Origin of the sequence: Streptomyces avidinii (genome assembly GCF_014650695.1) — a bacterium.
GTDB lineage: Bacteria > Actinomycetota > Actinomycetes > Streptomycetales > Streptomycetaceae > Streptomyces > Streptomyces avidinii.
Window position 1 is genome coordinate 15,051 of sequence record NZ_BMVL01000021.1, and the last position, 23,495, is coordinate 38,545.

Sequence of the window (23,495 nt, forward strand, 5' to 3'; positions counted from 1 at the left end):
GTGGCTACCTGCCCTTCCACTCCGGCGGCCGCTTCCCGGTGAAGGCCGCGTGGAACTCCGCGTAGTCCTGGCCGTGCATCAGCAGGGCCTGCGTGTTGGCGTCCAGTTCCACGGACGCGGCCAGCGGCATGTCGAGCTCGGCGGTGAGCAGGGCCTTGGTCTGTGCGTGGGCGAGGGCGGGGCCCGCGGCCAGGTGCGCGGCGAGTTCGGCGGCCCGCACGTGGGCCTTGCCCTCCTCGGTGAGTTCGCTGAGCAGGCCGATCCGCTCGGCCTCGGCCGCGCGTACGGGCTCTCCGAGCATCAGCAGCCGGGTGGCGTGGCCGAGGCCGACGACGCGGGGCAGCAGGTAGGCGGCGCCCATGTCCCCGCCGGAGAGACCGACGCGGGTGAAGAGGAAGGCGAAGCGGGCGGTGGGGTCGGCGATCCGGAAGTCCGCGGCGAGCGCCAGGACCGCGCCGGCTCCGGCGGCCACCCCGTGGACCGCGGCGATCACGGGGAAGGGGCATTCGCGGATGGCGCGCACCACCTGGCCGGTCATCCGGTTGAAGTCGAGGAGCTGGGCGGTGTCCATGGCGAGGGTGGCGCCGATGATCTCGTCCACGTCCCCGCCGGAGCAGAAGCCGCGCCCTTCGCCGCCCAGTACGAGGGCGCGCACGGATCGCTCTCTGGACAGTTCGCCGAGCAGATCGCGCAGGTCGGCGTAGGCGCCGAAGGTGAGCGCGTTCAGCTTCTGGGGGCGGTCGAAGGTGACGGTGGCGACGCCGTCCTGCCGGGTGACCCGGAGGTGGTGCCACCGTTCGGTCGCTGGGGTGGAACCGGTGAAGGGGCTCACGCCATCGAAGGTATCACCAGATCGTGACTGCCGTCACAGAAGCGCAACATCTTCACCCCGGCGGCCGCCCCGGTCGCGCCGGGGTGCCTCAGTGCCGGGGCGCCGGGGCGCCGGGGTCCCTCAGCGCCGGGGTGCCGCACAGGATGAGAATTCGACTTCGTATCGTTGAAACCGGGAGTTCACCCCCGGCCCGCACCCGAACCCGACCCCGGAACGGATGGTCCTTCCTTGCCCGACGACTCCGCCTGGCGGATCGCCCTGCCCCACACGGCGGCCGCCGTACCCCTCGCCCGCGCCCTCGTCCGTACGGCGCTGGCCGAGACCGACGCGCCCGCCGACCGGGACACGGCGGAGCTCCTGACGGCGGAACTGGTCGCCAACGCCGTGGCGCACACCCGCTCCGGCGCCCCGATCGAGCTGGTCGTGGAGCTGCTGGCGAACGGCTGCCAGGTCGAGGTCCACGACGGCGATCCGAACCCGCCCGGCGGCCTGTCGGCCCGGCCGGACGCGGCCCGGCCCGACGACCGGCCCGACGACCGGCCCGACCCCTGGCAGGAGCACGGCCGCGGGCTACTGCTGATCCGGAGCCTGAGTTCCGGCTGCGGGCACCGCCCGACCGCGCACGGCAAGGCCGTGTGGTTCACCCTGCCCGCGCAGCGGACCCGCCCCACCGGGGCATGACCCGGCGTATGACTATGCGTCACCCCGGCCCGGCCGGCCGAGGGTGGCGACGAGTACGGCCTTGATCGTGTGCAGCCGGTTCTCGGCCTCGTCGAAGACGACGGAGTGCTCCGACTCGAACACCTCGTCCGTCACCTCCAGGGATTCGAGCCCGTGCCGCTCGTGGATCTCCCGGGCCACCTTGGTACCGAGGTCGTGGAAGGCCGGCAGGCAGTGCATGAACTTCACGTCGGGGTTCCCGGTGGCGCGCAGCACGTCCATGGTCACCGCGTACGGGGACAGGGCCGCGATCCGCTCGTCCCAGACCTCCTTGGGCTCCCCCATGGACACCCAGACGTCGGTCACGACGAAGTCCGCCCCGGCGACCCCCTCGGCGACGTCCTCGGTCAGGGTGATCCGCGCGCCGCTCTCCGCCGCGAGCTCCCGCGCCGCGATCACCACCGGCTCGGCGGGCCAGTACGAGCGGGGCGCGACGATCCGCACGTCCATGCCCAGCAGCGCACCGGTCACGAGGTAGGAGTTGCCCATGTTGAAGCGGGCGTCGCCGAGGTAGGCGAAGGCGATCCGCTCCAGCGGCTTGGCGGTGTTCTCGGTCATGGTGAGCAGGTCGGCCAGCATCTGGGTCGGATGCCAGTCGTCGGTGAGGCCGTTGAAGACGGGTACGCCCGAGTGGGCGGCGAGCTCCTCGACGGCCTGCTGACTGTCACCCCGGTACTCGATCCCGTCGAACATCCGGCCCAGCACCCGCGCGGTGTCCTTGACCGACTCCTTGTGCCCCATCTGGGAGCCGGCGGGGTCCAGGTAGGTGGTGTGCGCGCCCTGGTCCGCGGCGGCGACCTCGAAGGCGCAGCGGGTCCGCGTCGAGGTCTTCTCGAAGATCAGCGCGATGTTCCTGCCCTGGAGCAGACGCTGCTCGACCCCGGTCTTCTTGGCCGCCTTCAGGTCGGCGGCGAGCTCGATCAGGCTGCGGAACTCGGCGGCCGTGAAGTCCAGCTCCTTGAGAAAACTGCGGCCTGCGAGGTCGGTGGCCATGGGGTCGCTCCAGCGTCACGGTGACAGGGATGCTGGAAGTCTATACGATCCTCTGTATTGATATACAGACCGGGGTTCTCCCGGGCCCTCCCCGGCCCTCCCCCGCCTCCCCGGTCCTGCCCGGGTCCGGAGCCCCTCCCCCGGACCCGGCCGGCTTCAGACGGCGTCCCGCTCGACGGGACAGCTCATGCAGCGCGGCCCGCCCCGGCCCCGCCCCAGCTCACTGCCCGGGATCTCGATCACCTCGATGCCCATCTTGCGCAGGTGCGTGTTGGTGGTCACGTTCCGCTCGTAGGCGACCACCACGCCCGGCTCCACGGCCAGCACGTTGCACCCGTCGTCCCACTGCTCGCGCTCCGCCGAGTGCACGTCCTGCGTCGCGGTCAGTACCCGGATCGAGTCCAGTCCGAGCGCCCCCGCGATGGCCCGGTGCATATGGTCCTCCGGGTGGTCGGTGACCTTCAGCTCGTGCGGGCCGCCGCCGGGCTCGATCGTGTACGAGGGGAGCATGCCGAGGCCCGCGTACTGAGTAAACGTATCTCCGTCGACCATCGTCATCACCGTGTCCAGGTGCATGAAGGCTCGCGACTTCGGCATGTCGAGGGCCACGATGGTCTTCGCCGAACCGGCCGCGAACAGGCCCCGGGCCAGCATCTCCACCGCCTGCGGGGTGGTCCGTTCGCTCATCCCGATCAGCACGGCGCCGTTGCCGATGACCAGCACGTCCCCGCCCTCGATGGTCGAGGGGTAGTCCGCCTGCCCCTGCGACCAGTAGTGGAAGGCGCCGGAGGTGGTGAAGAGCGGGTGGTGCTTGTAGATCGCCTCGAAGTGGACCGTCTCGCGCTGCCGGGCGGGCCAGCGCATCGCATTGATGGACACCCCGTCGTAGATCCAGGCCGAGGTGTCCCGGGTGAAGAGGTGGTTGGGCAGCGGGCCCAGCAGGAAGCCGTCCAGGTCCAGCGCGTGGAAGCGCACGGACACCGGTTCGGCGTGCCGTTCCAGGAACTCCCGCTTGGTCATCCCGCCGACCAGCGCCTCCGCCAGATCGGCCGAGGACAGCCCGTCGAAGGCCGACCGCAGGTGGTCGGTGGCGAGCGGGCCGTACTCCTTCTCGTCGAAGACCCGGTCCAGAACGAGGTGTCTCGCCTCCGGGATGTCGAGGGCCTCGCACAGGAGGTCTCCGAAGAGGTGGACCTCCACGCCCCGGTCCCGCAGCACGTCCGCGAATCCGTCGTGCTCCTGGCGGGCCCGGCGCACCCACAGCACGTCGTCGAAGAGGAGTGCGTCCTTGTTGCTCGGTGTGAGCCGCTTCAGCTCCAGGTCGGGCCGGTGGAGGATGACGCGGCGAAGCCGCCCGGTCTCGGAGTCGACATGGAATCCCATGACGTACACATTCCCAGACCGAACGGCTTTTTGACGTGGCGTCTGCTCAGCGGGGAGTGGTGAGGCCGAGAAGTGCCGAGGGGGCGCCGGTGAGTTCCGGGGCGGTCAGGCCCAGTTCGGGCGCGGTCAGGTTCGGCACACCGGAGTTGGAGGCGTCCGGCATCGTCAGCAGACCGCCGGCGACCAGCCCGGGGGTCCGGGCCAGCAGGTTCGTGGCCGGGGCCTCCACGGAACCCTCGCCGTCCGTCTCCGGCTTGCCCAGCAGGTTCGGCACCGGGGAGGTGACGAGGGTGCTGCCGAGCTCGGTGCCGAGCGGGACCGAGGGGAGCAGTGGGGTCGGGAGCATGTTCCCCTTGTGGAAGCGGGGCGCCTCGGGCGCTCCCGCGACCGGCACCGGCACGCCGGTGCCCACGCGCGGGGTGTCCACGCCCAGCGTGGTCTTCACGGCGTCCAGCGGGACACCGACCGGCACCGACTGGGCCACGGCCGGGGTGGCCGCGCCGGCCGCGGCCATACAGGTCATGAGCGCCGCAATGCTTCCGCGCGCGGTCATCTTCATAAGTGACGTTCCGTCCTTCCAGGGTCGCGGACATTCCGCTGCCCTGGATGAACGATCCCGCCGGTGGTTTTCCCGGCGTTCTCCGCGAAAGTTCCCCCATACGACCTAATTAGCGGCCGTACGGGGGCCACTCCTTTACGGACCGTGCTGACGCGGCCGGCCCCGGCGACCGTCCCGGCTCACAGCCGCGGGTCGACCGGCTCCGACTCCAGCGCGAGCACGGCGAAGACCGCCTCGTGGACCCGCCACAGCGGCTCCTCGGCCGCGAGCCGGTCCAGCGCCTCCAGCCCGAGCGCGTACTCGCGCAGGGCGAGCGAACGCTTGTGCCCGAGGGACCGGTCGCGCAGCCGCTCCAGCTGGTCGGGACGGGTGTACTCCGGGCCGTAGATGATCCGCAGGTACTCGCGCCCGCGCACCTTCACCCCGGGCTGGACCAGCCGGCCCCTGCCGTCCCGGGCGTACGCCTGGAGCGGCTTGACGACCATGCCCTCGCCGCCGGCGGCCGTCAGTTCCAGCCACCAGTCCGTGCCGGCGCGCACGGAGTCCTCGTCCGCGGTGTCCACCAGGATCCGGCCGGTGCGGCGCAGCAGTCCGGTGCCGGCCGCCTCGTCGGCGGCGACCATGCGGTCCAGCCAGAACAGCTGCTCGTCGTGGGGCACGGCGGCCAGCGACCGCCCGGCCACCGCCAGCAGCTGGAACGGTGCGAAGCGTACGCCGTCCAGCCCGTCGGTGGTCCAGCAGTAGCGGCGGTAGGCTTCGGTGAAGGCGGCCGCGTCGGTGGCCCGGCCCCGCTGGCGCTCCAGCAGTTCGCCGGTGTCGACGCCCCGGGCGGCGGCCGCCTCCAGGGCGGCGAGGGCGCCCGGGAAGACGGCGCCGGAGGCCGCGCCGACGGCGGCGTACTGGTTGCGCAGCAGGCCGGCGGACTTCAGGGACCAGGGCAGGATCTCCCCGTCGAGCAGCAGCCAGTCGGTGCCGAGTTCCTCCCAGAGGCCGGCGTCGGTGACTGCGGAGCGCAGCCGGGTCAGGACCTCCTCGGTGACCGCCGGATCCTTGAAGAAGGGCCGCCCGGTGCGGGTGTAGACGGAGCCGGTCGGACCGTCGACGCCGAAGCGGTTCCGGGCCGCGTCGGCGTCCTTGCAGACCAGGACGGTGGCGCGGGAGCCCATGTGCTTCTCCTCGCACACCACTTGGGCGATGCCGTCCTTGCGGTACTGGGCGAAGGCCTCGGCCGGGTGCTCCAGGAAGTACCCCTCAGCGGCTCCGCCGCGGGCCTCCTCGCGGGAGGTGGCCGTGGGCGCCATGGTCGGCGGCAGGTACGGGACCAGGCGCGGGTCGACGGCGAAGCGGCTCATGACCTCCAGGGCCGCAGCGGCGTTCTCCTCGCGCACGTTGACGTTGCCCAGGTGCCGGGTCTCCACGACCCGGCGGCCGTGTACGTCGGCCAGGTCGAGCGGGCGGCCGTCGTGTCCGCCCGGCGCCTCGGCGGCGAGCGGCTTGACCGGCTCGTACCAGACCTTCTCGGCCGGTACGTCGACCAGTTCGCGCTCGGGCCAGCGCAGGGCCGTCATCCGGCCGCCGAAGACGGCGCCGGTGTCGAGGCAGATGGTGTTGTTGATCCAGGTCGTGTCCGGGACCGGGGTGTGGCCGTAGACCACGGCGGCCTTGCCCCGGTAGTCCTCGGCCCACGGATAGCGCACGGGCAGGCCGAACTCGTCGGTCTCGCCGGTGGTCTCCCCGTAGAGGGCGTGCGAGCGGACCCGGCCGGAGGTGCGGCCGTGGTACTTCTCGGGCAGCCCGGCGTGGCAGACCACCAGCTTGCCGCCGTCGAGGACGTAGTGGCTGACGAGTCCGCGGATGAACTCCCGTACCTCCTGGACGAACTCCTCCGGCTCCCGCTCCAGCTGCTCGATGGTCTCGGCGAGGCCGTGGGTCCGCTGGACCTTGGAGCCCTTCAGGTAACGGCCCAGCTTGTTCTCGTGGTTCCCCGGCACACACAGGGCGTTGCCGGACTTGACCATGCCCATGACGCGGCGCAGGACGCCGGGGCTGTCGGGGCCCCGGTCGACGAGGTCGCCGACGAAAACGGCGGTGCGGCCCGCGGGGTGGACCCCGTCCTCGTAGCCGAGCTCGGCGAGCAGCGTCTCCAGCTCGGACGAACAGCCGTGGATGTCACCGACGATGTCGAAGGGGCCGGTGAGGTGGGTGAGGTCGTTGTACCGCTTCTCCAGGACGACCTCGGCGGTCTCGGCCTCCTCCACGGAGCGCAGCACGTGGACCTTGCGGAAGCCCTCGCGCTCCAGACCGCGCAGGGAGCGCCGCAGGTCGCGGCGGTGGCGCTGGATGACGGCGCGGGGCAGGCCGGCCCGGTCGGGGCGGCCGGCGTTGCGCTCGGCGCAGACCTCCTCGGGCAGGTCCAGGACGATGGCGATCGGCAGGACGTCGTGCTCGCGGGCGAGCTGGACGAGCTGCCGGCGGGCGTCGGCCTGGACGCTGGTGGCGTCGACGACGGTGAGGCGGCCGGCGGCGAGGCGCTTGCCCGCGATGTAGTGCAGGACGTCGAAGGCGTCGCGGCTGGCGCTCTGGTCGTTCTCGTCGTCGCAGACCAGTCCCCGGCAGTAGTCGGAGGAGATGACCTCGGTGGGCTTGAAGTGCTTGCGGGCGAAAGTGGACTTGCCCGATCCGGTGGCCCCGATCAGGACGACGAGGGACAGGTCGGTGACGGGAAGTGTGCGCGTACGGGGGCTCTTGGTGCCGGTCATGCTGCCTCGCCCTCCTTCGGGGTGTCGGTGTCTGCGGCGGCGGTGGTCGTACCGGGGGTGTCGGTGGTGGTACCCGTGGTGTCGGTGGGGGTGTCGGTGGTGTCGGTGTCGTGCTGGGTGAAGACGGCCATCTGCGTCGGCGGCCCCACCTCTGGGTCGTCGTCGCCGACGGGCACGTACCGCACCCCGTAGCCGTGGCGCCGGGCGACCTCGCCGGCCCAGGCGCGGAACTCCTCGCGGGTCCACTCGAAGCGGTGGTCGCCGTGGCGGACGTGCCCGGCGGGCAGGGTCTCCCAGCGCACGTTGTACTCGACGTTCGGCGTGGTGACGAGCACCGTCCGGGGGCGGGCCGAGCCGAACACCGCGTACTCCAGCGCTGGCAGCCGCTCCGGGTCCAGGTGCTCGATGACCTCGCTGAGCACGGCCGCGTCGTAGCCGGCCAGCCGCTTGTCCGTGTAGGCGAGCGAACCCTGCAGGAGCTTCAGGCGCGAGCTCTGCCGCTCGCCCATCCGCTCCAGCCGCAGCCTCCGGGCCGCGATCTGCAGAGCCCGCACGGACACGTCCATGCCGACGATCTCGGAGTACGCCGGGTCCTTCAGCAGCGCCTGGAGCAACTGCCCCTGGCCGCAGCCGAGGTCCAGCACCCGCTGGGCACCGGCGACCCGCAGGGCGGCGAGGATCGCCTCGCGCCGCTGCACGGCGAGCGGCACGGGCCGCTCCTCCGTGTCGCGGTTCTCGTCCACGGCGTTGTCGAGCTCCTCGACCTCGCTCCCGTCGGCCTCGGCGAGGCGGACCAGTTCCAGGCGCTCGATGGCGTCCTGGGTCAGCCGCTTGTGGCGGGCCAGGTAGCGGGAGGTGATCAGCCCGTGCTCGGGGTGGGCGGCGAGCCAGCCGTCCCCGGCGCGCAGCAGCTTGTCGACCTCGTCCGGGGCGATCCAGTAGTGCTTGGCGTCGTCGAGCACCGGCAGCAGCACGTAGAGCTGGCGCAGGGCGTCGGCGAGGCGCAGTTCGCCCTCCAGGACGAGCCGTACGTAGCGGGAGTCGCCCCACTCGGGGAACTGCTCGTCGAGCGGTACCGCCTCGGCCTGTACGAGGTCCCAGCCGAGCGGCCCGAACAGCCGCCGTACCAGCTCGGCCCCGCCGCGGGCGGGCAGTACCGGAACCTCGATGCGCAGCGGCCGGGCCTGCTCCGCGAGCTCCGGGCGGGCGGTGCACTGCCCCTTCAGGGCGGTGCGGAACACTCCGCCGAGCGCGACGGCGAGCAGCGAGGACGCGGCGTACGGCCGGTCGTTCACGTACTGCGCGAGCGCGGCGTCCGGCGCCCCGCCGCGGCCCTTGCCCCGGCCGTGCCGCACGAGCGCGACGGGGTCGACCTCCAGCAGCAGGGCCGCCGTGCACCGCTGGACCGAGGCCTCGGGATAGAACACGTGGGCGTTGCCGTGGGAGGTGGAGAACGCCTGCGTCTTCCCGGGATGCTTGTGCAGCAGGTAGCCCAGGTCGGTGGCGGGTCGTTCGGGGGAGCCGGTGGTGGAGATCGTCAGGAACACGCGACCGATTCTCGCTGGTCACCCTCCCTGCCTGCCTCTGCTTTTTCGGTCCCCTAGGGCCGCCGGTCCGGCAGCAGGGATCCGAGGGCGGCGATGTGCTCCGGGCCGATGCGGCAGCAACCGCCGATCAGGCGGGCGCCGGCGGCGTGCCAGGCCTGCAGGGGCCAGGGGGGAGGGGCTTCGGGGGTGTGCCAGGTCCCGGTGGCGGCGTTCCAGACGGAGCCGTCGTTGGGGTAGGCCAGCAGCGGTTCGGTGGTGACGGCCGCCGCCGCTCGGAGGGCGGGCAGCACATCGGCGGGGTCGCAGCAGTTGACACCGACCGCGATGACCTGCGGGGACGCGGCGGCGAGGGCGAAGGCCTCCGGAAGGGGGCCGCCGGCCCGCGTACGGCCGGCGGCCACCGTGTACGAGAGCCATGCGGGGGCACCGGTCTCCGCGAGGACGGTGAGCAGCGCCTCTGCTTCGTCTGCGTCCGGGATCGTCTCCACGGCCAGCACATCGGGGCCGGCGGCGAGCAGGGCCTCGATCCGGGGACGGTGGAAGGCGGCGAGTTCGCGGACGCTCAGGCCGTACCGGCCGCGGTACTCGGAGCCGTCCGCGAGCACGGCACCGTACGGGCCCACGGAGGCGGCCACCCACACCTCGTGGTCGGCGGCCTCGGCGGCCCGGGCGGCCAGGCGCACGCTGCGGTGCAGCAGGGCGGTGGTCTCGGCGCGGTCGTGGCCGCGGGCCGCGAAGGCCTCGTAGCCGACCTGGTAGCTGGCGGTGATCAGCACCTCGGCGCCGGCCCGCGCGTAGGCCGTGTGGGCGGCCTCCACCTGGTCCGGGCGCTCGGCGAGCACCCGGCCGGACCAGAGGCCGCCGGACAGGTCGCAGCCCTGGGCGGCGAGCTGGTTGCTGAGCCCGCCGTCCAGGAGTACGGCCCTGCGGGCCAGTGCTTCGGCGAGCGGGCCGCAGGCGCGTGGCACGGCTTCCCCTTCAGTGGCGGAGCTGGGCGAGGACCTGGGCGGAGATCAGCTCCAGGTGGTCCAGGTCGTCGAGGTCGAGCAGCTGGAGGTAGATGCGGGAGGAGCCGGCGGCGCCGTAGGCGCCGATCTTCTCCACGACCTCGGCCGGGGAGCCGGCCAGGCCGTTGGCCCTGAGCTCGTCGACGTCGCGGCCGATGGCGGCGGCCCGGCGGGCCACTTCGGCGTCGTCCTTGCCCACGCAGACGACGAGGGCGTTGGAGTAGCGGAGGTCGTCGGCCTTGCGACCGGCCTCCTCGGCAGCCTCCCGGACCCGGCCGAACTGCCGCTCGCTGTCCGCGATCGACGCGAAGGGCATGTTGAACTCGTCCGCGTACTGCGCTGCGAGCCGCGGGGTGCGCCTGGCGCCGTGGCCGCCGATGAGTACGGGGATCCTGGTCTGGGCGGGCTTGGGCAGCGCGGGCGAGTTCTCCACCCGGTAGTGCTTGCCCGCGTGGTCGAAGGAGGCGCCGGGTTCGGTGGCCCACAGGCCGGTGACGATGGCCAGCTGCTCCTCCAGCCGGGACATCCGGTCCTCCGGGAAGGGGATGCCGTACGCCTTGTGCTCCTCCTCGAACCAGCCCGCGCCGAGCCCCAGTTCGACGCGGCCGCCGGACATCTGGTCGACCTGGGCCACCTGGATGGCGAGGACGCCGGGCAGCCGGAAGGTGCCGGCCGTCATCAGCGTGCCGAGGCGGATCCGCTTGGTCTCCCGGGCCAGGCCCGCAAGGGTGATCCAGGCGTCGGTGGGTCCGGGCAACCCGTCGGCGGATCCCATCCGCAGGTAGTGGTCGGAGCGGAAGAACGCGTCGAATCCCAGGTCCTCGGTGGCCTTGGCGACGGTCAGGAGGGTTTCGTAGCTCGCGCCCTGCTGGGGCTCGGTGAAAATGCGGAGATCCATACCCCCATCCTGCCCTCCCGCCCTGGCAGGGTGAATCTTCGTCAACCGGACGGTCCACCCCCCGGCGCGCCAGTGACCGGCCCGGACGGAGATCGTTTGCTCGGACGGAGCCGGACCGCCCGGCCCGCGCGCCGGCGGCGTCCCGCCGGTGCGTCCACCGCCCCTTCCGCCCCGGAAGGGCCAGGGCCCGAGGAGGCCGCCATGTCCCACGAGGCCGTGCCGGATACCCGCCGACACACCGGACCGACCGGACAGGCAGCACACGACGAAGCAGGTCAGGAGCCCGCGGTGCCCGCTCAGGGCGGCGGCGCGCCGAAGGGCTTGCTGCAGCAGATGGAAGAACTGATGGCGGCGCTGAACGCCGACCTGTCACAGCTCGACGCCGATCTCCAGGCCTCCACGGACCGCACCCCCGAGGGCGAACGCCCCTCCTCCCGGTCGTCCTGACCGTGCGGGTCCCGCCCTGCACGGCGGGACCCCACCTGTGTCGCGCCTCAGGCCACGCCCGAGGCCGACCCCCGCTCGCGGACCGTCATGCGGCGCAGGATCGCCCGCACCCGGTCGCTCGACTCGTCCGCCGCGTCGATCGACTCTATGCACTGCCAGTACAGGGATTCGTCGTCCGTCCCGCAGGCCACCCCGACCAGGGCTATGCCCACTTCACCCAGCAGTGCCTGGAGTCCGAGCAGTGCCTGCCGGATGTCCGACACCTCGCTCAACTGCGCCGCCCGCGGCGGATACTCGGGCGCACTGCCCTCTCCGCGCAGAGCCGCCCGGTCGAGCACCCCGCAACCTCTGCTTCCCGCTTCCCCCAGTCCCCGTGCCTCCGATCTCAGCTCCGGCGGTCCGGTGACCGCCAGATAGCTCCCTACGCCCTGTGCGAGCGCCTGGGCCTGCCAGGCCTCGCTCACGATGTCCCACGCAGCCCCACTCTGTGCCAGCGCGTGCCGGCCGGCCGCGATGAGCCGTACCGCATCCATATGCCGTCCCCCGTCCGCACGACATCCGCCATCCTCACCACTACCCAGAGTGAGGGCAACGGGCCAGTAAAGCCAGGGGTATTCGGAAAATGTGGACAGAAACGTGATTGTGGATGAGTCCATCACTCCGAAGAGTGACGATTCGGCCTCGATGGGCCCGGAGCGGGAAAGCGGAGTTCGTTCCTCTCGATCTTCGCGGCGAGCGCATCCAGCACATCCACCCCGAGAACCTCACAGAACTGCAGCAGATACGCCAGTACGTCGGCCACCTCATCGGCCACGCGATGGGCGGATTCCGGCTTCTCCATGACCTTCGCCGACTGTTCGGGAGTCAGCCACTGGAAGATCTCGACCAGTTCGGACGCCTCCACGCTCAGCGCCACCGCCAGGTTCTTGGGCGTGTGGTACGGCTCCCAGCCGCGCGCCGCCGCGAACTGCGCGAGCCGGCGCTGCAGTCGGTCCAGCCGCTCCTCGGGCCGCTGCCCCGACAGCTGCGGCGGCCCCGACGACTGCGACGGCTGCGACGGTTCCGGCGGCCGGGGCGGCTCCTGCGTCTCGTTCATGCCCCCAGGTCTACCATCGCGACGCCCGGGAGGTCGCGGGCTGCGGCCGCGGTCGCCTCCCCCACCGCCGCCACCAGCCTGATGTGGCCCCGGCCGCAGGACAGCAGGGCGAGCCGCAGCAGTTCGGCGCCCTGCCGCCGGTCCAGGCCGCGGTCGAAGTCGTCGGCCAGCACCGTCAGCGCCTGCCGCGCGGAGAGCAGCTCGGCGGCCGGGTCCACGGCCAGCACCCCCGGCCCGGTGAGCAGGACCAGCGCCAGTGCCAGGAAGCGGAGTTCGCCCGCACCGAGCCGGCCCAGTTCCGTGGCGGGCCGGTCCGGCCCGCGGTCCAGGACCGCCGCGACGGGGCCGCCGCCCGCGGGAGCCCGTACGTCCAGCCCCGCGACGGGCCCCGCGCAGCCGGTACGGGCCGCCTCCGCCAGCAGCGCGTGGCGAGTGCCGCATTCGCTGCGCGTCCGGCGCAGCACGTCGGCCAGGTTGGCGCAGTCGCCCAGCAGCCGCCCCTCGCCCGCCGGGACGGCCCCGCGCATGCGGTCCGGGCGGGGGTCGCAGGGGAACACCGCGCGCAGGGCCACGACCACCTGCTCCGCGGCGGCCAGGACCTGGCGCTGGCCCGCCGTGGATCCGGCGACGCGCAGCGGGAGCAGTGCCGTGCCGAGCCGGTCGTCGGGCAGCGGGGCCCGGGTGACGCCGACGGTCCCGCCGGTCAGCCAGGCGGCCTGGACCGAGCTCCTGCCGGGGTCGCGCAGGGCGGTGGCGAGCAGGATCTGCCCGTCCTGCGAGAGCCGTTCGCCGACGATCCGCAGGGTGGGCTCGGCCTGGACCGCAAGGTCGAGCCGGACCGGGCCAGCGGGGCCGTCGACCGTGACGCCGAGGCGGAATCCGCGGCGCCGCTGCGCGTCGGGGACGGCCCGGTCGGGGATGCGGGCGCACGGATCCGGGAAGGCCTCCTCCAGCGTGGCTCCGGAAGCCAGCGCGGCCAGGGCCTCGTAGGCCTCCAGGGCCTGGGACTTGCCGCTGCCGCTCGGTCCGGCGAAGAGGGTGAGGGGGCCCAGCGGGAAGACCGCCGAGCGGTGCGGCCCGAAGGCGGAGAGCCGCAGCTCGGTGACCACGGGCCGCGGATACCGCTGCGCGGGCTCGGCAGGGCGGCCGGCGCCACGGGGACCCGCCTGCACCGGCACGACCGGGTCACCGACGGGCCCGGCCGGTGCCGCGGGAGGCCCGCCCGGCGTCGGGACCGCGGAAGCGGCCGGCGCGCCGGGCACGCCGGGCACGCCGGGCGGAGCGGGCGGAAGGGGCGGAACGGGCGGGGCCGTCGGCACCGCGGCGGGCGCCCCTCCCGCAGCACCGGCCGGGCCGGCCTCGGAGGGGTCGGTGCGGGTGTCGGCTAACGCGACGACGGCGGTCGTGCCCACGGCCGTCGTGTCCGGAGTGGCGTCCATGCGCGGGACGGTACGGCCCGCCGGACCCCCCGCGGCCCCGGCGAACCGTTCCGTCGCGCGGACCTTCCTACGATCGGGGGACGGCCGCGGCCGCAATCCCCTCGACCTCGGTCCCCACCGGTGCGAGCAGGAAGACGTTCCGGTCCACCCGGTGCATGCCGCTGCCCAGACCGAAGACCACGCCGCTGCTGAAGTCGAGGATCCGCTTGGCCACTTCACTGTCCGCACCGGTGAGGTCGAGCAGTACCGGGATCTGCGCGATCAGGTACTCCGCCACCTCCCGCGCGTCCGCGAAGATCTGGACTCTGATCACCACGAAGCGCCGCTGCTCCGCCGCCGACGCCCCGGGCACCGTCGGAATCGTGCGGTGGTCCACCCGGGAGGGCCATTCGTTGCGACTGCGCAGGGGGACCACCTGCGCGAGCCCCTCCCACTGTTCGTCGGTGACGTCGTACCTGCTCACCGGGCCGCCTCGGCCGTGCGCTTCATGTGCATCCCCCCATCCTCTCGCGTTTCACCCGTTCAGCCCAACAACGACACGAGCAGGCCGGGTACTCTCGAAGAGCCAGATAGGTTAGGTTAGGCATACCTAAGTCACCCGGACGATGGAGAAATCCGCATGCGCCTGTTCGGTGCCCCCGCCACCCCGGCCGCCCGGCCCACCGATGCCGAGCGGATCCGTTCGATCCTGACCGCCGCCCACTCCATGAACGTGGTCACCGACGGGCTGCGGTCGGAGGTCCGACACCTCGACGGCAGCGACCCGATGGGACGGTTGCACCTGCACCCGGCCGAGCCCGGCGCCGAGTCCGAGTACCGGCCCGCGATCCGGCTGGAGTTCACCGACGTCGCCCCCACCCCCGTACGGGACCGGGTGCGCGCCCGGGTCACCGTGCTGGGCCGCCTGCTCACCCCGTACTCCGACCTGGCCGACGACACCGGCGTCAACTCCACCTGCATGGAATTCGACCGGGCCGTCCTGGAGACCCCGGAGGGCCGCTCGCACGTCGGCCTCGAAGAGCTCGACGCCGCCTGCCCCGACCCGCTGGCCCCGTACGAGGCGGGCATGCTCACGCACCTCCTCGACGACCACCAGGACCTGGTCACCCTGCTGCTGCGCCTGGTCCGGCCGCTGCCCACCGCCGCCGTGCTGCGCGCGCTGCCGGTCGCCATGGACCGGTACGGGATCACCCTGCGGCTGGAGGAGCGGCGCGGCCACCGCGACATGCGGCTGCCCTTCCCCTCGCCCCTCGACGACGTCGAACAGGCGGGTGCGCAGATCCAGGCGCTCTTCAGCGCCGCCCGCCGGAACTCGCACCGCAACACCCTGCCGGCCTGACGGGCCGGAATACCCGGCTGCAGCCCCGCGTTGGGGACGATCATGAAGGCCATCACATACAGCGCAAATGGAACTCCCGCCACCCTCAAGCTCGTTGATGCACCGAAGCCGAAGGTGGGCCCGGGCGAGGTGCTCGTCCGCGTCAAGGCCGCCGGGGTCAACCCGGTGGACTGGAAGCTCGCCGCCGGATATCTCGACCCGATCATGGAGGTCCGCCACCCGGTCATACCCGGATGGGACGTGGCCGGAGTCGTCGAGGCGGTCGGCGAGGACACCTTCGACCACTCCGTCGGCGACGAGGTCTACGGCTACGTCCGCAAGGAGTGGGTCGAACTCGGCACGTACGCCGAGCTGGTGTCCGCCCCCGTCCGCACCCTCGCCCGCAAGCCCGCCGGGCTGACCTTCGAGCAGGCGGCGGGCATCCCGCTGGCCGGGCTCACCGCCTACCAGTCCCTCAAGCGGGCCGGTCTCAAGGCCGGGGAGACCGTGGTCATCCACTCCGCGGCCGGCGGCACCGGGTCGTTCGGCGTGCAGATCGCGGTCGCGCTCGGCCTGCGGGTCATCGGCACGGCGGGCGCGCACAACCACGACTACCTGCGCTCCCTCGGCGCGGAGCCCGTGCTGTACGGGGAGGGCCTGGCGGACCGCATCCGCGAGCTGGCGCCCGAAGGCGTCGACGCGGGCCTCGACTTCTACGGGGACGGGGTCATCGAGACGCTCCAGTCCCTGGTCAAGGAGCGCCACCGGGTGGTCTCCATCGCCGACTACGAGGCGGCCGCCAAGGGCGCCCACCAGCTGTGGGTGCGCCCCGACACCACCGACCTCACCTTCCTGGCGGAACTGGCCGAGGCGGGGAAGCTCACGGTCAACGTGGAGCACGCGCTGCCGCTCGCCGAGGCCGCCAGGGCCTGGGAGCTGAGCGCCTCGGGCCGCACCCGGGGCAAGATCGTCCTGACGGTCTGAGCACCGCCGGAGGGGCGGGCCGGCCGGGGTCCCGGCCGGCCCGCCCCTCCTCCCCCACGGTCAGGACGTGATCGGCGGCGCCGCCGGCGCCAAGGCCGGGCCCACCGCCCGTAGCGCACCGGGCGTCCGCCCCTCGCCCCAGCCGATCTCCCGCCGGTAGCTCCCGAGCAGCCCGCGCCCCACCAACTCCGCCTCGTCCCGTACGGCCGGGTCCTGCGGCAGCGGCCGGGTCATCGGGGACACGTACAGCGCGTCCACCGGGCAGTTGGCCTCGCACAGGAAGCAGGTTTGGCAGTCCTCGTGCCGGGCGAGCAGCGGAATCCCGTCCGGCCCCCGCTGCGGCCGGGGCCGCCGGCCGGGTCCACACCCGGTCCAGGCCGCCCACCAGGATCCGGTGGTGCTGCTGCGGGTCCTGGTGCGGGTGGTCCAGGCGCTTGGCCATCCCCCGGCTCTCGGTCCGGGCGAGCGCGGCCGCGTACATCCACCGCGCGTGCGCCGTCATCGCCGCGGCCTGCCGGGCCCTGACCAGCTCCGCCCCCTCGCCGTGGAGCGTGGCCCGCAGCTCGGACCAGGCTGCGTCGAGGGTCCGCAGCGAATCCGCCAGGACCCGCCGCGGCGCAGGTAGTTCTTGTCGTACGGAAGGACCTGCGCCTGTACGAGTTCCACGGCCGCCCGGTGCCCGCCGGGGCGGGTCCGGTGCCCCGTCGGACGCAGCCCCGCCCCGCCCGCCCCGGTGACGGTGCGGCGCGCGGCGCGGCCGGAGCCCGGGGCCAGGGCGTGTCCGGCGGCGCCCCGGCCGGCCCAGCTGCCCGACGAGATGGCCCAGGCGGCGTTGTGGCTGCCGCCTGCTGTGGTCGAGGACGCGGACCCCGGCCCGGCGGATCCGGATGCGCATCCGCCGCATGTACTCGGGGCCCTGCAGGCCGCCGCGCAGCGGTTGCCCGTCCGGGCCGCTGGGGAAGGGGTAACGGCCCTGCGTGGCGAGCTCGTTCACCCGGTCGTAGGTCTCGTCGAGGACCCGGGCCATCCAGCGGCGGTCGGCGAGGTACCCGCCGAGTGCCTCCCGGGAGGCCATGGCGGCCTCCCGGGCGGCGGGTTCGGGCGGGACGTACCAGACACCGGTACCGCCTGCGGCCGTGGCCCCGCTCGTCCCGCAGTAGCCCTTGTCGGCGAGGACGACGCGGGCCCCCGCCTCGGCGGCCTTCAGGGCGGCCCAGGTGGCGGCCGGGCCGCCGCCGACCACGAGGACGTCGGTGTCGAACCCGGTCATGAGGCCGGTCATGAGGCCGGTCATGAACTCTCCCGGGCGTACCGGTTGACCGGGCGGGCCAGGCCGTAGTTCTCGCGGAGGGTGGTGCCGGCGTACTCGGTGCGGAAGAGACCGCGCCGCTGGAGGATCGGCACGACGTGGTCGACGAAGGCGGTCAGGCCCGTGGGCAGGACCGGCGCCATGATGTTGAAGCCGTCGGCGGCGCCCTCGGTGAACCACTCCTGGAGCTGGTCGGCGATCTGCTCGGGGGTACCGGCGAAGACGCGGTGGCCGCGGCCCGCGCCGAGGCGGGCGATCAGCTGCCGCAGCGTGAGCCCGTCGCGGCGGGCGAGCTCGGCGACGAGGGTGAAGCGGCTCTTGTTGCCGTTGACGTCCCGCTCCTCGGGCAGGTCCGGGAGCGGGCCGTCCAGGGGCAGCCCGGTGAGGTCCACGTTCAGCATGCCGGAGAGCTGGGCGAGCCCGTACTCCGGCACCTGGAGGTCGGTGAGCTGCTGCTCCAGGGCCTTCGCCTCGGCCTCGGTGGATCCGATGACGGGGGCGATGCCGGGCAGAACGAGGAGGTCGCTCTCGGCGCGGCCGTACCTGGCGAGGCGGGACTTGAGGTCCTTGTAGAAGGTCTGGCCGTCGGCGAGGGTCTGCTGGGCGGTGAAGACGGCCTCGGCGTACTGGGCGGCGAACTCCTTGCCGTCCTCGGAGGAACCGGCCTGCACGAGCAGCGGGTGGCCCTGGGGCGAGCGCGGGACGTTCAGCGGTCCGGCGACCCCGAAGTACTCGCCGCGGTGGGCGGCGGGGTGCAGCTTGTCGGTGTCGGCGTAGATGCCGCGCTCCCTGTCGAGGACGATCGCGTCGTCCTCCCAGCTGTCCCAGAGCTTGGTGGCGACGTCGAGGAACTCGCGGGCCCGCTCGTAGCGCAGGTGGTGTTCCAGGTGCTCGTCGCGGTTGAAGTTGCGGGCCTCGTCGACGGTGCCGGAGGTGACGATGTTCCAGCCGGCGCGGCCGCCGCTGATGTGGTCGAGCGAGGCGAACTTGCGGGCCAGGTTGTAGGGCTCGTTGAAGGTGGTGGAGACGGTGGCGATCAGCCCGATGTGCTCCGTGACGGCGGCGATGGCGGAGAGCAGGGTGAGCGGCTCGAAACCGCCGAGGGCGTTGTGGCGGGCCTTGCCCCAGAGGGCGACCCCGTCGGCGAAGAAGATGGAGTCGAGCAGGCCGCGCTCGGCGGTGCGGGCCAGGTCCTGGAAGTACCGCACGTCGGTGATCAGGTCGGGCCGGCTGTCGGGGTGCCGCCAGGCCGCGTCGTGGTGACCGGCGTTCATCAGGAAGGCGTTGAGGTGGAGGGTCCGGTTCGCGGTCATGGCTGTTCCTCGTGTTCGGTGGTGGTGCGGAGGTGGCGCCGGGCCGTCCGGCGCGGGTCAGGCGGGGACGCGCCAGGTGCTGAGGCGGCGTTCGATCGTGACCAGCAGCTGGTTGAAGGCCACGCCGACGGCGGAGATGGTGATGATCCCCGCGTACATCTGCGGGATCGCGAAGTTGTACTGCGAGGCGTTGATCAGGTAGCCGAGGCCCGCCTTGGCGCCGATCATCTCGGCGGCCACCAGGACGAGGATGGAGACCGCGCCGGCCAGGCGGATGCCGGTGAAGATGGCCGGCACGGAGGACGGCAGGATCACCTTCTGGAAGAGCCTCGGGGTGGACAGGTCCATCGAGCGGGCCAGTCTGACGAGGGTGGGGTCGGCGTTGCCGACCGCGCTGATCGTGTTCAGCAGGACCGGCCACACGCAGGCGTAGACGACGATCGACACCTTCGAGGTCTCGCCGATGCCGAGCAGCAGCACGAAGACCGGCAGCAGGGCCAGCGCGGCGGTGTTGCGGAACACCTCCAGCAGGGGGCCGAGCAGCGCGGCGACCGGCCGGTACCAGCCGATGAGCAGGCCGAGCGGGACCGCGACGGCGACGGCGATGCCGAAGCCGCCGAAGGAACGGGCGAGGCTGGCCCGGGTGTGCTGGCCGAGCTGGCCGTTGCCCAGCAGCTCCCACCAGGCCGTGGCGACCTCGCTGACCGGCGGCAGGAAGGTGGCGTCGACCAGGCCGAGGCGGGGCGCCGTCTCCCAGAGGGCGAGCAGGGCGACGAGGGCCGCCGAGCGCACGGCGGCGGCGCGCAGCCACCGGCCGAGGGCCCGGGCGGCCTGCCGGACGGCGGACGGGGCGCGGCCGGTGCGGCCGGTGCTCCGGCCGGCGCCCGGGGATGCGGCTCTCGATGCCGGCGCGGCACCGGTTCCGGTTGCGGGAGCCTCCGCGAGGGCGGACGCGGGAGCCGTGGGAGCGGCGGGCGCGGAGTCCGCCCGGGCCGTCTCCTGCCCGGCCGGGGCATCGGTGGCGGGGGTGGTGACGTTCGTGGTCATACGGTGGCCTCCTCCTTCTCCAGTTGCTGAGCACGGGCCACCTCGCCGTGGAGCAGGGTCCAGATCTCGTGGCGGTAGCGGGCGAACTCGGGGCTGGAGCGCAGGTCCTCGCCCTGGAGGCCGGCGCCGCGGGCCCCGAAGGAGACCGGAACGATCTCCTTGACGCGGCCGGGGCGGGAGGTCATGACGGCCACCTTCTGGCCGAGGTAGACCGCCTCCTCGATGCCGTGCGTGATGAAGACGACGGTCTTGCCGGTGCGCTGCCAGATGCGCCGCAGCTCGTCCTGGAGGGACTCGCGGGTCTGCGCGTCGAGGGCGGCGAACGGCTCGTCCATCAGCAGCACGTCCGGGTCGTAGGCGAGCGAGCGGGCGATGGCGACGCGCTGGCGCATCCCGCCGGAGAGTTCGTGCGGGTGCCGGTCCTCGAAGCCGGTGAGGCCGACGAGGTCCAGGAACTCCCGCGCCCTGTCCTTGCGTTCGCGGCGCGGGACGCCGGTCGCCTCCAGCCCGAACTCCACGTTGCCGAGCGCCGTCCGCCAGGGCAGCAGGGCGTACTGCTGGAAGACGATGCCCCGGTCCAGGCCCGGCCCGGTGATGGGCTTCCCGTCGAGCAGGATCCGCCCGGACGTCGGCCGGGTCAGACCGCCGAGCAGGTCCAGGAGGGTGGACTTGCCGCAGCCGCTGGGACCCACGACGACCACGAACTCCCCTGCCCCGATCTCCAGGTCGATGCCGTCGAGCGCGGTGAACTCCTCCTTGTTCCTCCTGTTCTTCCTGTCCTTGGTCGGGAAGGTCTTGGTCACTTCCTCGAACACGATCTTCGCCATGCCGGTCAGCCCTTCCCGAAGCCGTTGAACTCGTTCGTGTAGAGGTCGGCGGCCTTCAGCTGCCCCTGCTTGATGTCGCCGCGCTCGCCGAGCCAGTCCAGCCAGAGCTGGAACTCCTTGTCCTCGATCCGGCCGCCCTGCTCGGCGACGCCGTACGAGCGCCAGTACTGGAGGGTCGAGGTGTCCTCGTTGCGGCCGCGCTTCTTGACGATCTCGGTCTGCCGCGCGATGACCTCCTCGCGCGGGGTGGTGCGGGCCCACTCGATGGCCTTGGCCACGCCGGTCACGAAGGTCCGTACGGTGTCCGGGTTCTCCTTGATGAACCGGTCGGTCATGATGTAGGAGCCGGCGCTGAACTTGCCGAGCAGGTCGAAGTCGCTGAACAGCGGTCTGATCCCGCCGGCCGCGACGGCCTTGTCGCGCAGGACGCCGCCCAGCACGCCCACGTCGATCTGCTTCTGGCGCAGCACCTGGTCGGTGTTGACGGGCGGCACGACGAGCGATTCGACCTTGGACGAGTCGGCCTTGGCGAGGCCGTTGCGGCTGAGGTAGATGTCGAGGACGGCCTGGGAGTGCGCGCCCAGGGTGTTCATGCCGACCTTCTTGCCGAGCAGGTCGCGGGCGGAGCGGAGCGGGCTGTCCTCCAGGACGTAGTAGCCGCTGTACGAGTGCTCGTCGACGCCGTAGTAGGAGATGACGGCCTTGATGGGGGCCTTGCTGGAGGCGAGTTTGACGATCGCGCCGTTGAAGGCGCCGCCGAAGTGGGTCTGGCCGGTGGCGGCGGACTGGATGTCCTGCGGACCGCTGATGGTGTTGCCGACCCACTCCAGCTTGAGGTCGCCCAGGTGTCCGAGATCGGCGGCGAGTTCGGGGAGGGTGACGGCGCCGACCGAGCCCTGGTACTTCAAAGTCTTGACCTGAGCGCCGGAACCGCCGCCGCGCGCGGTGGCCGTACCGCAGCTCACCGCGGCCGCCGAGATGCCGAGCAGGGCGAGGAACTGGCGTCGGGAGGTGGTGGTCGAGGTGAAGGCTGCGGGCATGACGGATCCTTGTCGGTGCGGGGTACTGGGTGGCGGCGGTGCTACGGGGTGGTGGTGAGGGCGGCGGACGCGACGGCCACGGGGGCGGAGCGCAGGGCCGCGGCGAACTCGTCGACGGCCTGGTAGAGGTCGAGTTCGGCCTCGGGCCGCAACCGGTCGGGGCCCGATCCGCGTTCGACGGAGGAGTCCAGGACGAACCGGCCTGCGGTGACGTGCCGGGCGCCGAGGGCGGCGAGCACGGGACGCAGCGCGTAGTCGATGGTCAGGACGTGGGCGAGGCTGCCGCCGGTGGCCAGCGGCAGGACGGTCTTGCCGTCGAGGCCGTCCTGCGGGAGCAGGTCGAGGAAGGCCTTGAGCAGTCCGGTGTACGAGGCCTTGTAGACCGGGGTCGCGATGACCAGGCCGTCGGCCTCGGCGACGGCTTCGAGCGCCCGGCGGATCTCGGGCTCACCGCGGCGGGCGGCGAGGAGGTCGGCGGCGGGGAGCTCGCGCACGGACAGGTGGGCGGTCTCGAAGCCGGAGTGGGACAGGCGGCGCAGCACGTGGTCGGCGACGACGGCGGTGCGGGAGTGGGCGGAGGGGCTGCCGGTGATGGCGAGCAGGTGGGGCACGGTGGCGCTCCTTCAAGGTCAGGCGCTGGCGGACGCGGACGCGGTGGAGGTGGAGGCGCCGGAGGCGATGCCGAAGGCGGGGTCCGGGACGCCGTCCGGGCTGATGAGGCGGGAGGGCTCGCCGTCGGGGCCGACCGGGACGTCGCCGTCGACGGTGACGCGGCGCAGGGTGCGCTCGTGGTCGCCGGAGTCGTCCACGCCGTAGTGCTGGGTGGCGCGGTTGTCCCAGATCGCGACGTCGCCGGCTCGCCACTGCCAGCGGACGGTGTTCTCGGGGCTCTCGATGTGCGACTGGAAGAGGTCCTGCAGGGCACGGGAGTCGTGGCCGGTGAGGCCGTTGATCCGCTGGACGAAGTTGCCGAGCAGCAGGGTGCGTTCGCCGGTCTCGGAGTGGACGCGGACCACCGGGTGCTCGGTGAGGAACTTGGTGGAGGTGAACACCTCGCGGTACTGGGCCAGCGCCTCGGGGAGGGCATCGGGCTTGAGGGCGGCGTAGTCGTACTCGTTGGAGTGGACGGCGCGCAGGCTGTCGGCGAGGGCGCGGAGCGGCTCGGGGAGGTTGCTGTAGGCGGTGGCGGTGTTGGCCCAGAGGGTGTTGCCGCCGTACGGGGGGATGGTGACGGCGCGGAGGATGGAGAAGGCGGGGTAGGCGGGGACGAAGGTGACGTCGGTGTGCCACTGGTTGGCGCGGGCGCCGTGGTGGGAGTCGATGCCGAGGGCGTAACGGCCGTCGGCGGAGGGGACGGTGGGGTGCGCGACGGGTGCGCCGAGCAGCTGGGCGAAGGCCTCGTGCCCGGCCTCGTCGAGGTGGTCCTGGCCGCGGAAGAAGACGACCTTGTGGGCGAGGAGGGCGGCGCGGATCTCGGCGACGGTGCCGTCGGACAGATCCCCGCCGAGCTGTACGCCCCCGATCTCGGCGCCGATACGACCGCCGATCTTGGTGACGGTGATGGTGGCAGTGGCAGTGGCAGTGGCAGTGGCAGTGGCCATGAGGACTCCCCGGTCGGGGCTGCGGCTATTTTTTCCGCAGCGGAAGAAATGGACTTACGAAGCGCCGCGGTGTTCGCTGCGCCGTGCGGTGCGGTTGTTCCGTGTGCAGTGCGGGTACGCGGTGGTGCGGGCTCGGCCGGCCCGTGCGGGCTGTGCTGCGCCCTGCGGTGCGGACTGGGCTGGGCTGGGCTGCTGGGACGAGGTCGTGCGGGCTCGGGCCGTGATGCCTACGACGGCCCCGTGGGACCGCCCCGGAGGACACCCCGTGGAACGCCCCCCGGACGACACTTCCGCGGGGAGCGCCGGTGGGTACCCGGGGGACGTCCCTGCGCGGAGGGCTCGGAGGGGCCGCCGACCGGGTCAGCCGCAGGAGGAC

At 72.8% G+C, this 23,495-nt stretch carries 23 protein-coding genes and 1 pseudogene; 4 read left to right on the forward strand and 20 right to left on the reverse strand.

Annotated elements, in window-relative coordinates; translation table 11 throughout:
* Positions 1-4: 4 nt before the first annotated feature.
* A complete protein-coding gene (locus IE257_RS35155) occupies positions 5-832 on the reverse strand; it encodes an enoyl-CoA hydratase family protein (protein ID WP_189973907.1) in 828 nt (275 codons plus the stop codon).
* Positions 833-1,060: 228 nt separating this feature from the next.
* Between IE257_RS35155 and IE257_RS35160 the strand changes: the two genes are divergently transcribed.
* A complete protein-coding gene (locus IE257_RS35160) occupies positions 1,061-1,513 on the forward strand; it encodes an ATP-binding protein (RefSeq protein ID WP_189973908.1) in 453 nt (150 codons plus the stop codon).
* Positions 1,514-1,525: 12 nt separating this feature from the next.
* Here IE257_RS35160 and argF read toward each other — a convergent pair whose 3' ends face one another.
* From argF to IE257_RS35195, 7 genes are all read right to left on the reverse strand, one after another.
* Positions 1,526-2,545: an ornithine carbamoyltransferase gene (gene argF, locus IE257_RS35165; protein WP_189973909.1), complete on the reverse strand. Its 1,020-nt coding sequence runs from the start codon at positions 2,543-2,545 to the stop codon at positions 1,526-1,528.
* Between the two features lie 156 nt (positions 2,546-2,701).
* Positions 2,702-3,928, reverse strand: a complete 1,227-nt coding sequence (locus tag IE257_RS35170) for an arginine deiminase (protein ID WP_189973910.1) — start codon at positions 3,926-3,928, stop codon at positions 2,702-2,704.
* 46 nt (positions 3,929-3,974) lie between these two features.
* Entirely contained in the window at positions 3,975-4,481 is a 507-nt protein-coding gene (locus IE257_RS35175; RefSeq protein WP_229920848.1) for a hypothetical protein, read from the reverse strand.
* 185 nt (positions 4,482-4,666) lie between these two features.
* Positions 4,667-7,246, reverse strand: a complete 2,580-nt coding sequence (locus IE257_RS35180) for a polynucleotide kinase-phosphatase (RefSeq protein WP_189973912.1) — start codon at positions 7,244-7,246, stop codon at positions 4,667-4,669.
* Positions 7,243-8,793 carry a 3' terminal RNA ribose 2'-O-methyltransferase Hen1 gene (locus tag IE257_RS35185; protein WP_189973913.1) on the reverse strand — a complete coding sequence of 517 codons (1,551 nt, stop codon included), beginning with the start codon at positions 8,791-8,793 and terminating at the stop codon, positions 7,243-7,245. Before IE257_RS35185 ends, IE257_RS35180 begins: the two co-directional genes overlap by 4 nt.
* 53 nt (positions 8,794-8,846) lie before the next feature.
* Complete coding sequence (mmuM, locus tag IE257_RS35190; protein WP_189973914.1) at positions 8,847-9,761, reverse strand: homocysteine S-methyltransferase; 915 nt, start codon at positions 9,759-9,761, stop codon at positions 8,847-8,849.
* Positions 9,762-9,771: 10 nt separating this feature from the next.
* Positions 9,772-10,698, reverse strand: a complete 927-nt coding sequence (locus IE257_RS35195) for an LLM class F420-dependent oxidoreductase (protein WP_189973915.1) — start codon at positions 10,696-10,698, stop codon at positions 9,772-9,774.
* A gap of 201 nt (positions 10,699-10,899) precedes the next feature.
* On the opposite strand from IE257_RS35195, the gene IE257_RS35200 reads away from it, so the two are divergent.
* Positions 10,900-11,145 carry a hypothetical protein gene (locus IE257_RS35200; RefSeq protein ID WP_189973978.1) on the forward strand — a complete coding sequence of 82 codons (246 nt, stop codon included), beginning with the start codon at positions 10,900-10,902 and terminating at the stop codon, positions 11,143-11,145.
* A gap of 47 nt (positions 11,146-11,192) precedes the next feature.
* On the opposite strand, the gene IE257_RS35205 is transcribed toward IE257_RS35200, so the two are convergent.
* The 4 genes from IE257_RS35205 to IE257_RS35220 all read right to left on the reverse strand — a co-directional run bounded on the left by IE257_RS35205 (position 11,193) and on the right by IE257_RS35220 (position 14,143).
* Positions 11,193-11,678, reverse strand: coding sequence for a DUF6099 family protein (locus IE257_RS35205; protein WP_189973916.1), 486 nt, complete (start codon positions 11,676-11,678; stop codon positions 11,193-11,195).
* Positions 11,679-11,800: 122 nt separating this feature from the next.
* Entirely contained in the window at positions 11,801-12,241 is a 441-nt protein-coding gene (locus tag IE257_RS35210) for a nucleotide pyrophosphohydrolase (RefSeq protein WP_229920849.1), read from the reverse strand.
* Entirely contained in the window at positions 12,238-13,680 is a 1,443-nt protein-coding gene (locus IE257_RS35215; RefSeq protein WP_229920850.1) for an AAA family ATPase, read from the reverse strand. The genes IE257_RS35210 and IE257_RS35215 overlap by 4 nt, the downstream gene beginning before the upstream one ends.
* A 67-nt stretch (positions 13,681-13,747) precedes the next feature.
* Entirely contained in the window at positions 13,748-14,143 is a 396-nt protein-coding gene (locus IE257_RS35220; protein WP_189973917.1) for a cell division protein SepF, read from the reverse strand.
* A gap of 156 nt (positions 14,144-14,299) precedes the next feature.
* Between IE257_RS35220 and IE257_RS35225 the strand changes: the two genes are divergently transcribed.
* Positions 14,300-15,019: a DUF2470 domain-containing protein gene (locus IE257_RS35225; RefSeq protein ID WP_189973918.1), complete on the forward strand. Its 720-nt coding sequence runs from the start codon at positions 14,300-14,302 to the stop codon at positions 15,017-15,019.
* Positions 15,020-15,061: 42 nt separating this feature from the next.
* Entirely contained in the window at positions 15,062-15,982 is a 921-nt protein-coding gene (locus IE257_RS35230; protein WP_189973919.1) for an NADP-dependent oxidoreductase, read from the forward strand.
* A gap of 60 nt (positions 15,983-16,042) precedes the next feature.
* On the opposite strand, the gene IE257_RS38725 is transcribed toward IE257_RS35230, so the two are convergent.
* The 8 genes and pseudogenes from IE257_RS38725 to IE257_RS35265 form a co-directional block, all read right to left on the reverse strand.
* A complete protein-coding gene (locus tag IE257_RS38725) occupies positions 16,043-16,240 on the reverse strand; it encodes a hypothetical protein (protein WP_209468463.1) in 198 nt (65 codons plus the stop codon).
* 154 nt (positions 16,241-16,394) lie between these two features.
* Positions 16,395-17,276 (reverse strand): annotated as a pseudogene (locus IE257_RS39560) (FAD-dependent oxidoreductase); the annotation flags it as partial.
* The gene (locus IE257_RS35240; protein WP_189973920.1) at positions 17,273-18,604 is read right to left on the reverse strand and encodes an LLM class flavin-dependent oxidoreductase; all 1,332 of its coding nucleotides are present in this window, start codon (positions 18,602-18,604) and stop codon (positions 17,273-17,275) included. The pseudogene IE257_RS39560 and the gene IE257_RS35240, both read right to left, overlap by 4 nt.
* A 57-nt stretch (positions 18,605-18,661) precedes the next feature.
* Positions 18,662-19,651 carry an ABC transporter permease gene (locus IE257_RS35245; RefSeq protein WP_189973921.1) on the reverse strand — a complete coding sequence of 330 codons (990 nt, stop codon included), beginning with the start codon at positions 19,649-19,651 and terminating at the stop codon, positions 18,662-18,664.
* The gene (locus tag IE257_RS35250; protein ID WP_189973922.1) at positions 19,648-20,478 is read right to left on the reverse strand and encodes an ABC transporter ATP-binding protein; all 831 of its coding nucleotides are present in this window, start codon (positions 20,476-20,478) and stop codon (positions 19,648-19,650) included. The genes IE257_RS35245 and IE257_RS35250 overlap by 4 nt, the downstream gene beginning before the upstream one ends.
* A gap of 5 nt (positions 20,479-20,483) precedes the next feature.
* Positions 20,484-21,518, reverse strand: coding sequence for an ABC transporter substrate-binding protein (locus IE257_RS35255; protein ID WP_189973923.1), 1,035 nt, complete (start codon positions 21,516-21,518; stop codon positions 20,484-20,486).
* A 41-nt stretch (positions 21,519-21,559) separates the two neighbouring features.
* Positions 21,560-22,129 (reverse strand): NADPH-dependent FMN reductase, encoded by a 570-nt coding sequence (gene ssuE, locus IE257_RS35260; RefSeq protein ID WP_189973924.1) that lies wholly within the window; start codon positions 22,127-22,129, stop codon positions 21,560-21,562.
* Positions 22,130-22,147: 18 nt separating this feature from the next.
* A complete protein-coding gene (locus IE257_RS35265; protein WP_189973925.1) occupies positions 22,148-23,119 on the reverse strand; it encodes a TauD/TfdA dioxygenase family protein in 972 nt (323 codons plus the stop codon).
* Positions 23,120-23,495: the final 376 nt, after the last annotated feature.

Coding starts and splice junctions, on each gene's coding strand:
- argF (WP_189973909.1), bottom strand. CDS start 2,545: ATGGCCACCGACCTCGCAGGCCGCAGTTTTCTCAAGGAGCTGGACTTC.
- IE257_RS35170 (WP_189973910.1), bottom strand. CDS start 3,928: ATGGGATTCCATGTCGACTCCGAGACCGGGCGGCTTCGCCGCGTCATC.
- IE257_RS35175 (WP_229920848.1), bottom strand. CDS start 4,481: ATGACCGCGCGCGGAAGCATTGCGGCGCTCATGACCTGTATGGCCGCG.
- IE257_RS35180 (WP_189973912.1), bottom strand. CDS start 7,246: ATGACCGGCACCAAGAGCCCCCGTACGCGCACACTTCCCGTCACCGAC.
- IE257_RS35195 (WP_189973915.1), bottom strand. CDS start 10,698: ATGGATCTCCGCATTTTCACCGAGCCCCAGCAGGGCGCGAGCTACGAA.
- IE257_RS35200 (WP_189973978.1), top strand. CDS start 10,900: ATGTCCCACGAGGCCGTGCCGGATACCCGCCGACACACCGGACCGACC.
- IE257_RS35205 (WP_189973916.1), bottom strand. CDS start 11,678: ATGGATGCGGTACGGCTCATCGCGGCCGGCCGGCACGCGCTGGCACAG.
- IE257_RS35210 (WP_229920849.1), bottom strand. CDS start 12,241: ATGAACGAGACGCAGGAGCCGCCCCGGCCGCCGGAACCGTCGCAGCCG.
- IE257_RS35215 (WP_229920850.1), bottom strand. CDS start 13,680: ATGGACGCCACTCCGGACACGACGGCCGTGGGCACGACCGCCGTCGTC.
- IE257_RS35225 (WP_189973918.1), top strand. CDS start 14,300: ATGCGCCTGTTCGGTGCCCCCGCCACCCCGGCCGCCCGGCCCACCGAT.
- IE257_RS35230 (WP_189973919.1), top strand. CDS start 15,062: ATGAAGGCCATCACATACAGCGCAAATGGAACTCCCGCCACCCTCAAG.
- IE257_RS35240 (WP_189973920.1), bottom strand. CDS start 18,604: ATGACCGCGAACCGGACCCTCCACCTCAACGCCTTCCTGATGAACGCC.
- IE257_RS35245 (WP_189973921.1), bottom strand. CDS start 19,651: ATGACCACGAACGTCACCACCCCCGCCACCGATGCCCCGGCCGGGCAG.
- IE257_RS35250 (WP_189973922.1), bottom strand. CDS start 20,478: ATGGCGAAGATCGTGTTCGAGGAAGTGACCAAGACCTTCCCGACCAAG.
- IE257_RS35255 (WP_189973923.1), bottom strand. CDS start 21,518: ATGCCCGCAGCCTTCACCTCGACCACCACCTCCCGACGCCAGTTCCTC.
- IE257_RS35265 (WP_189973925.1), bottom strand. CDS start 23,119: ATGGCCACTGCCACTGCCACTGCCACTGCCACTGCCACCATCACCGTC.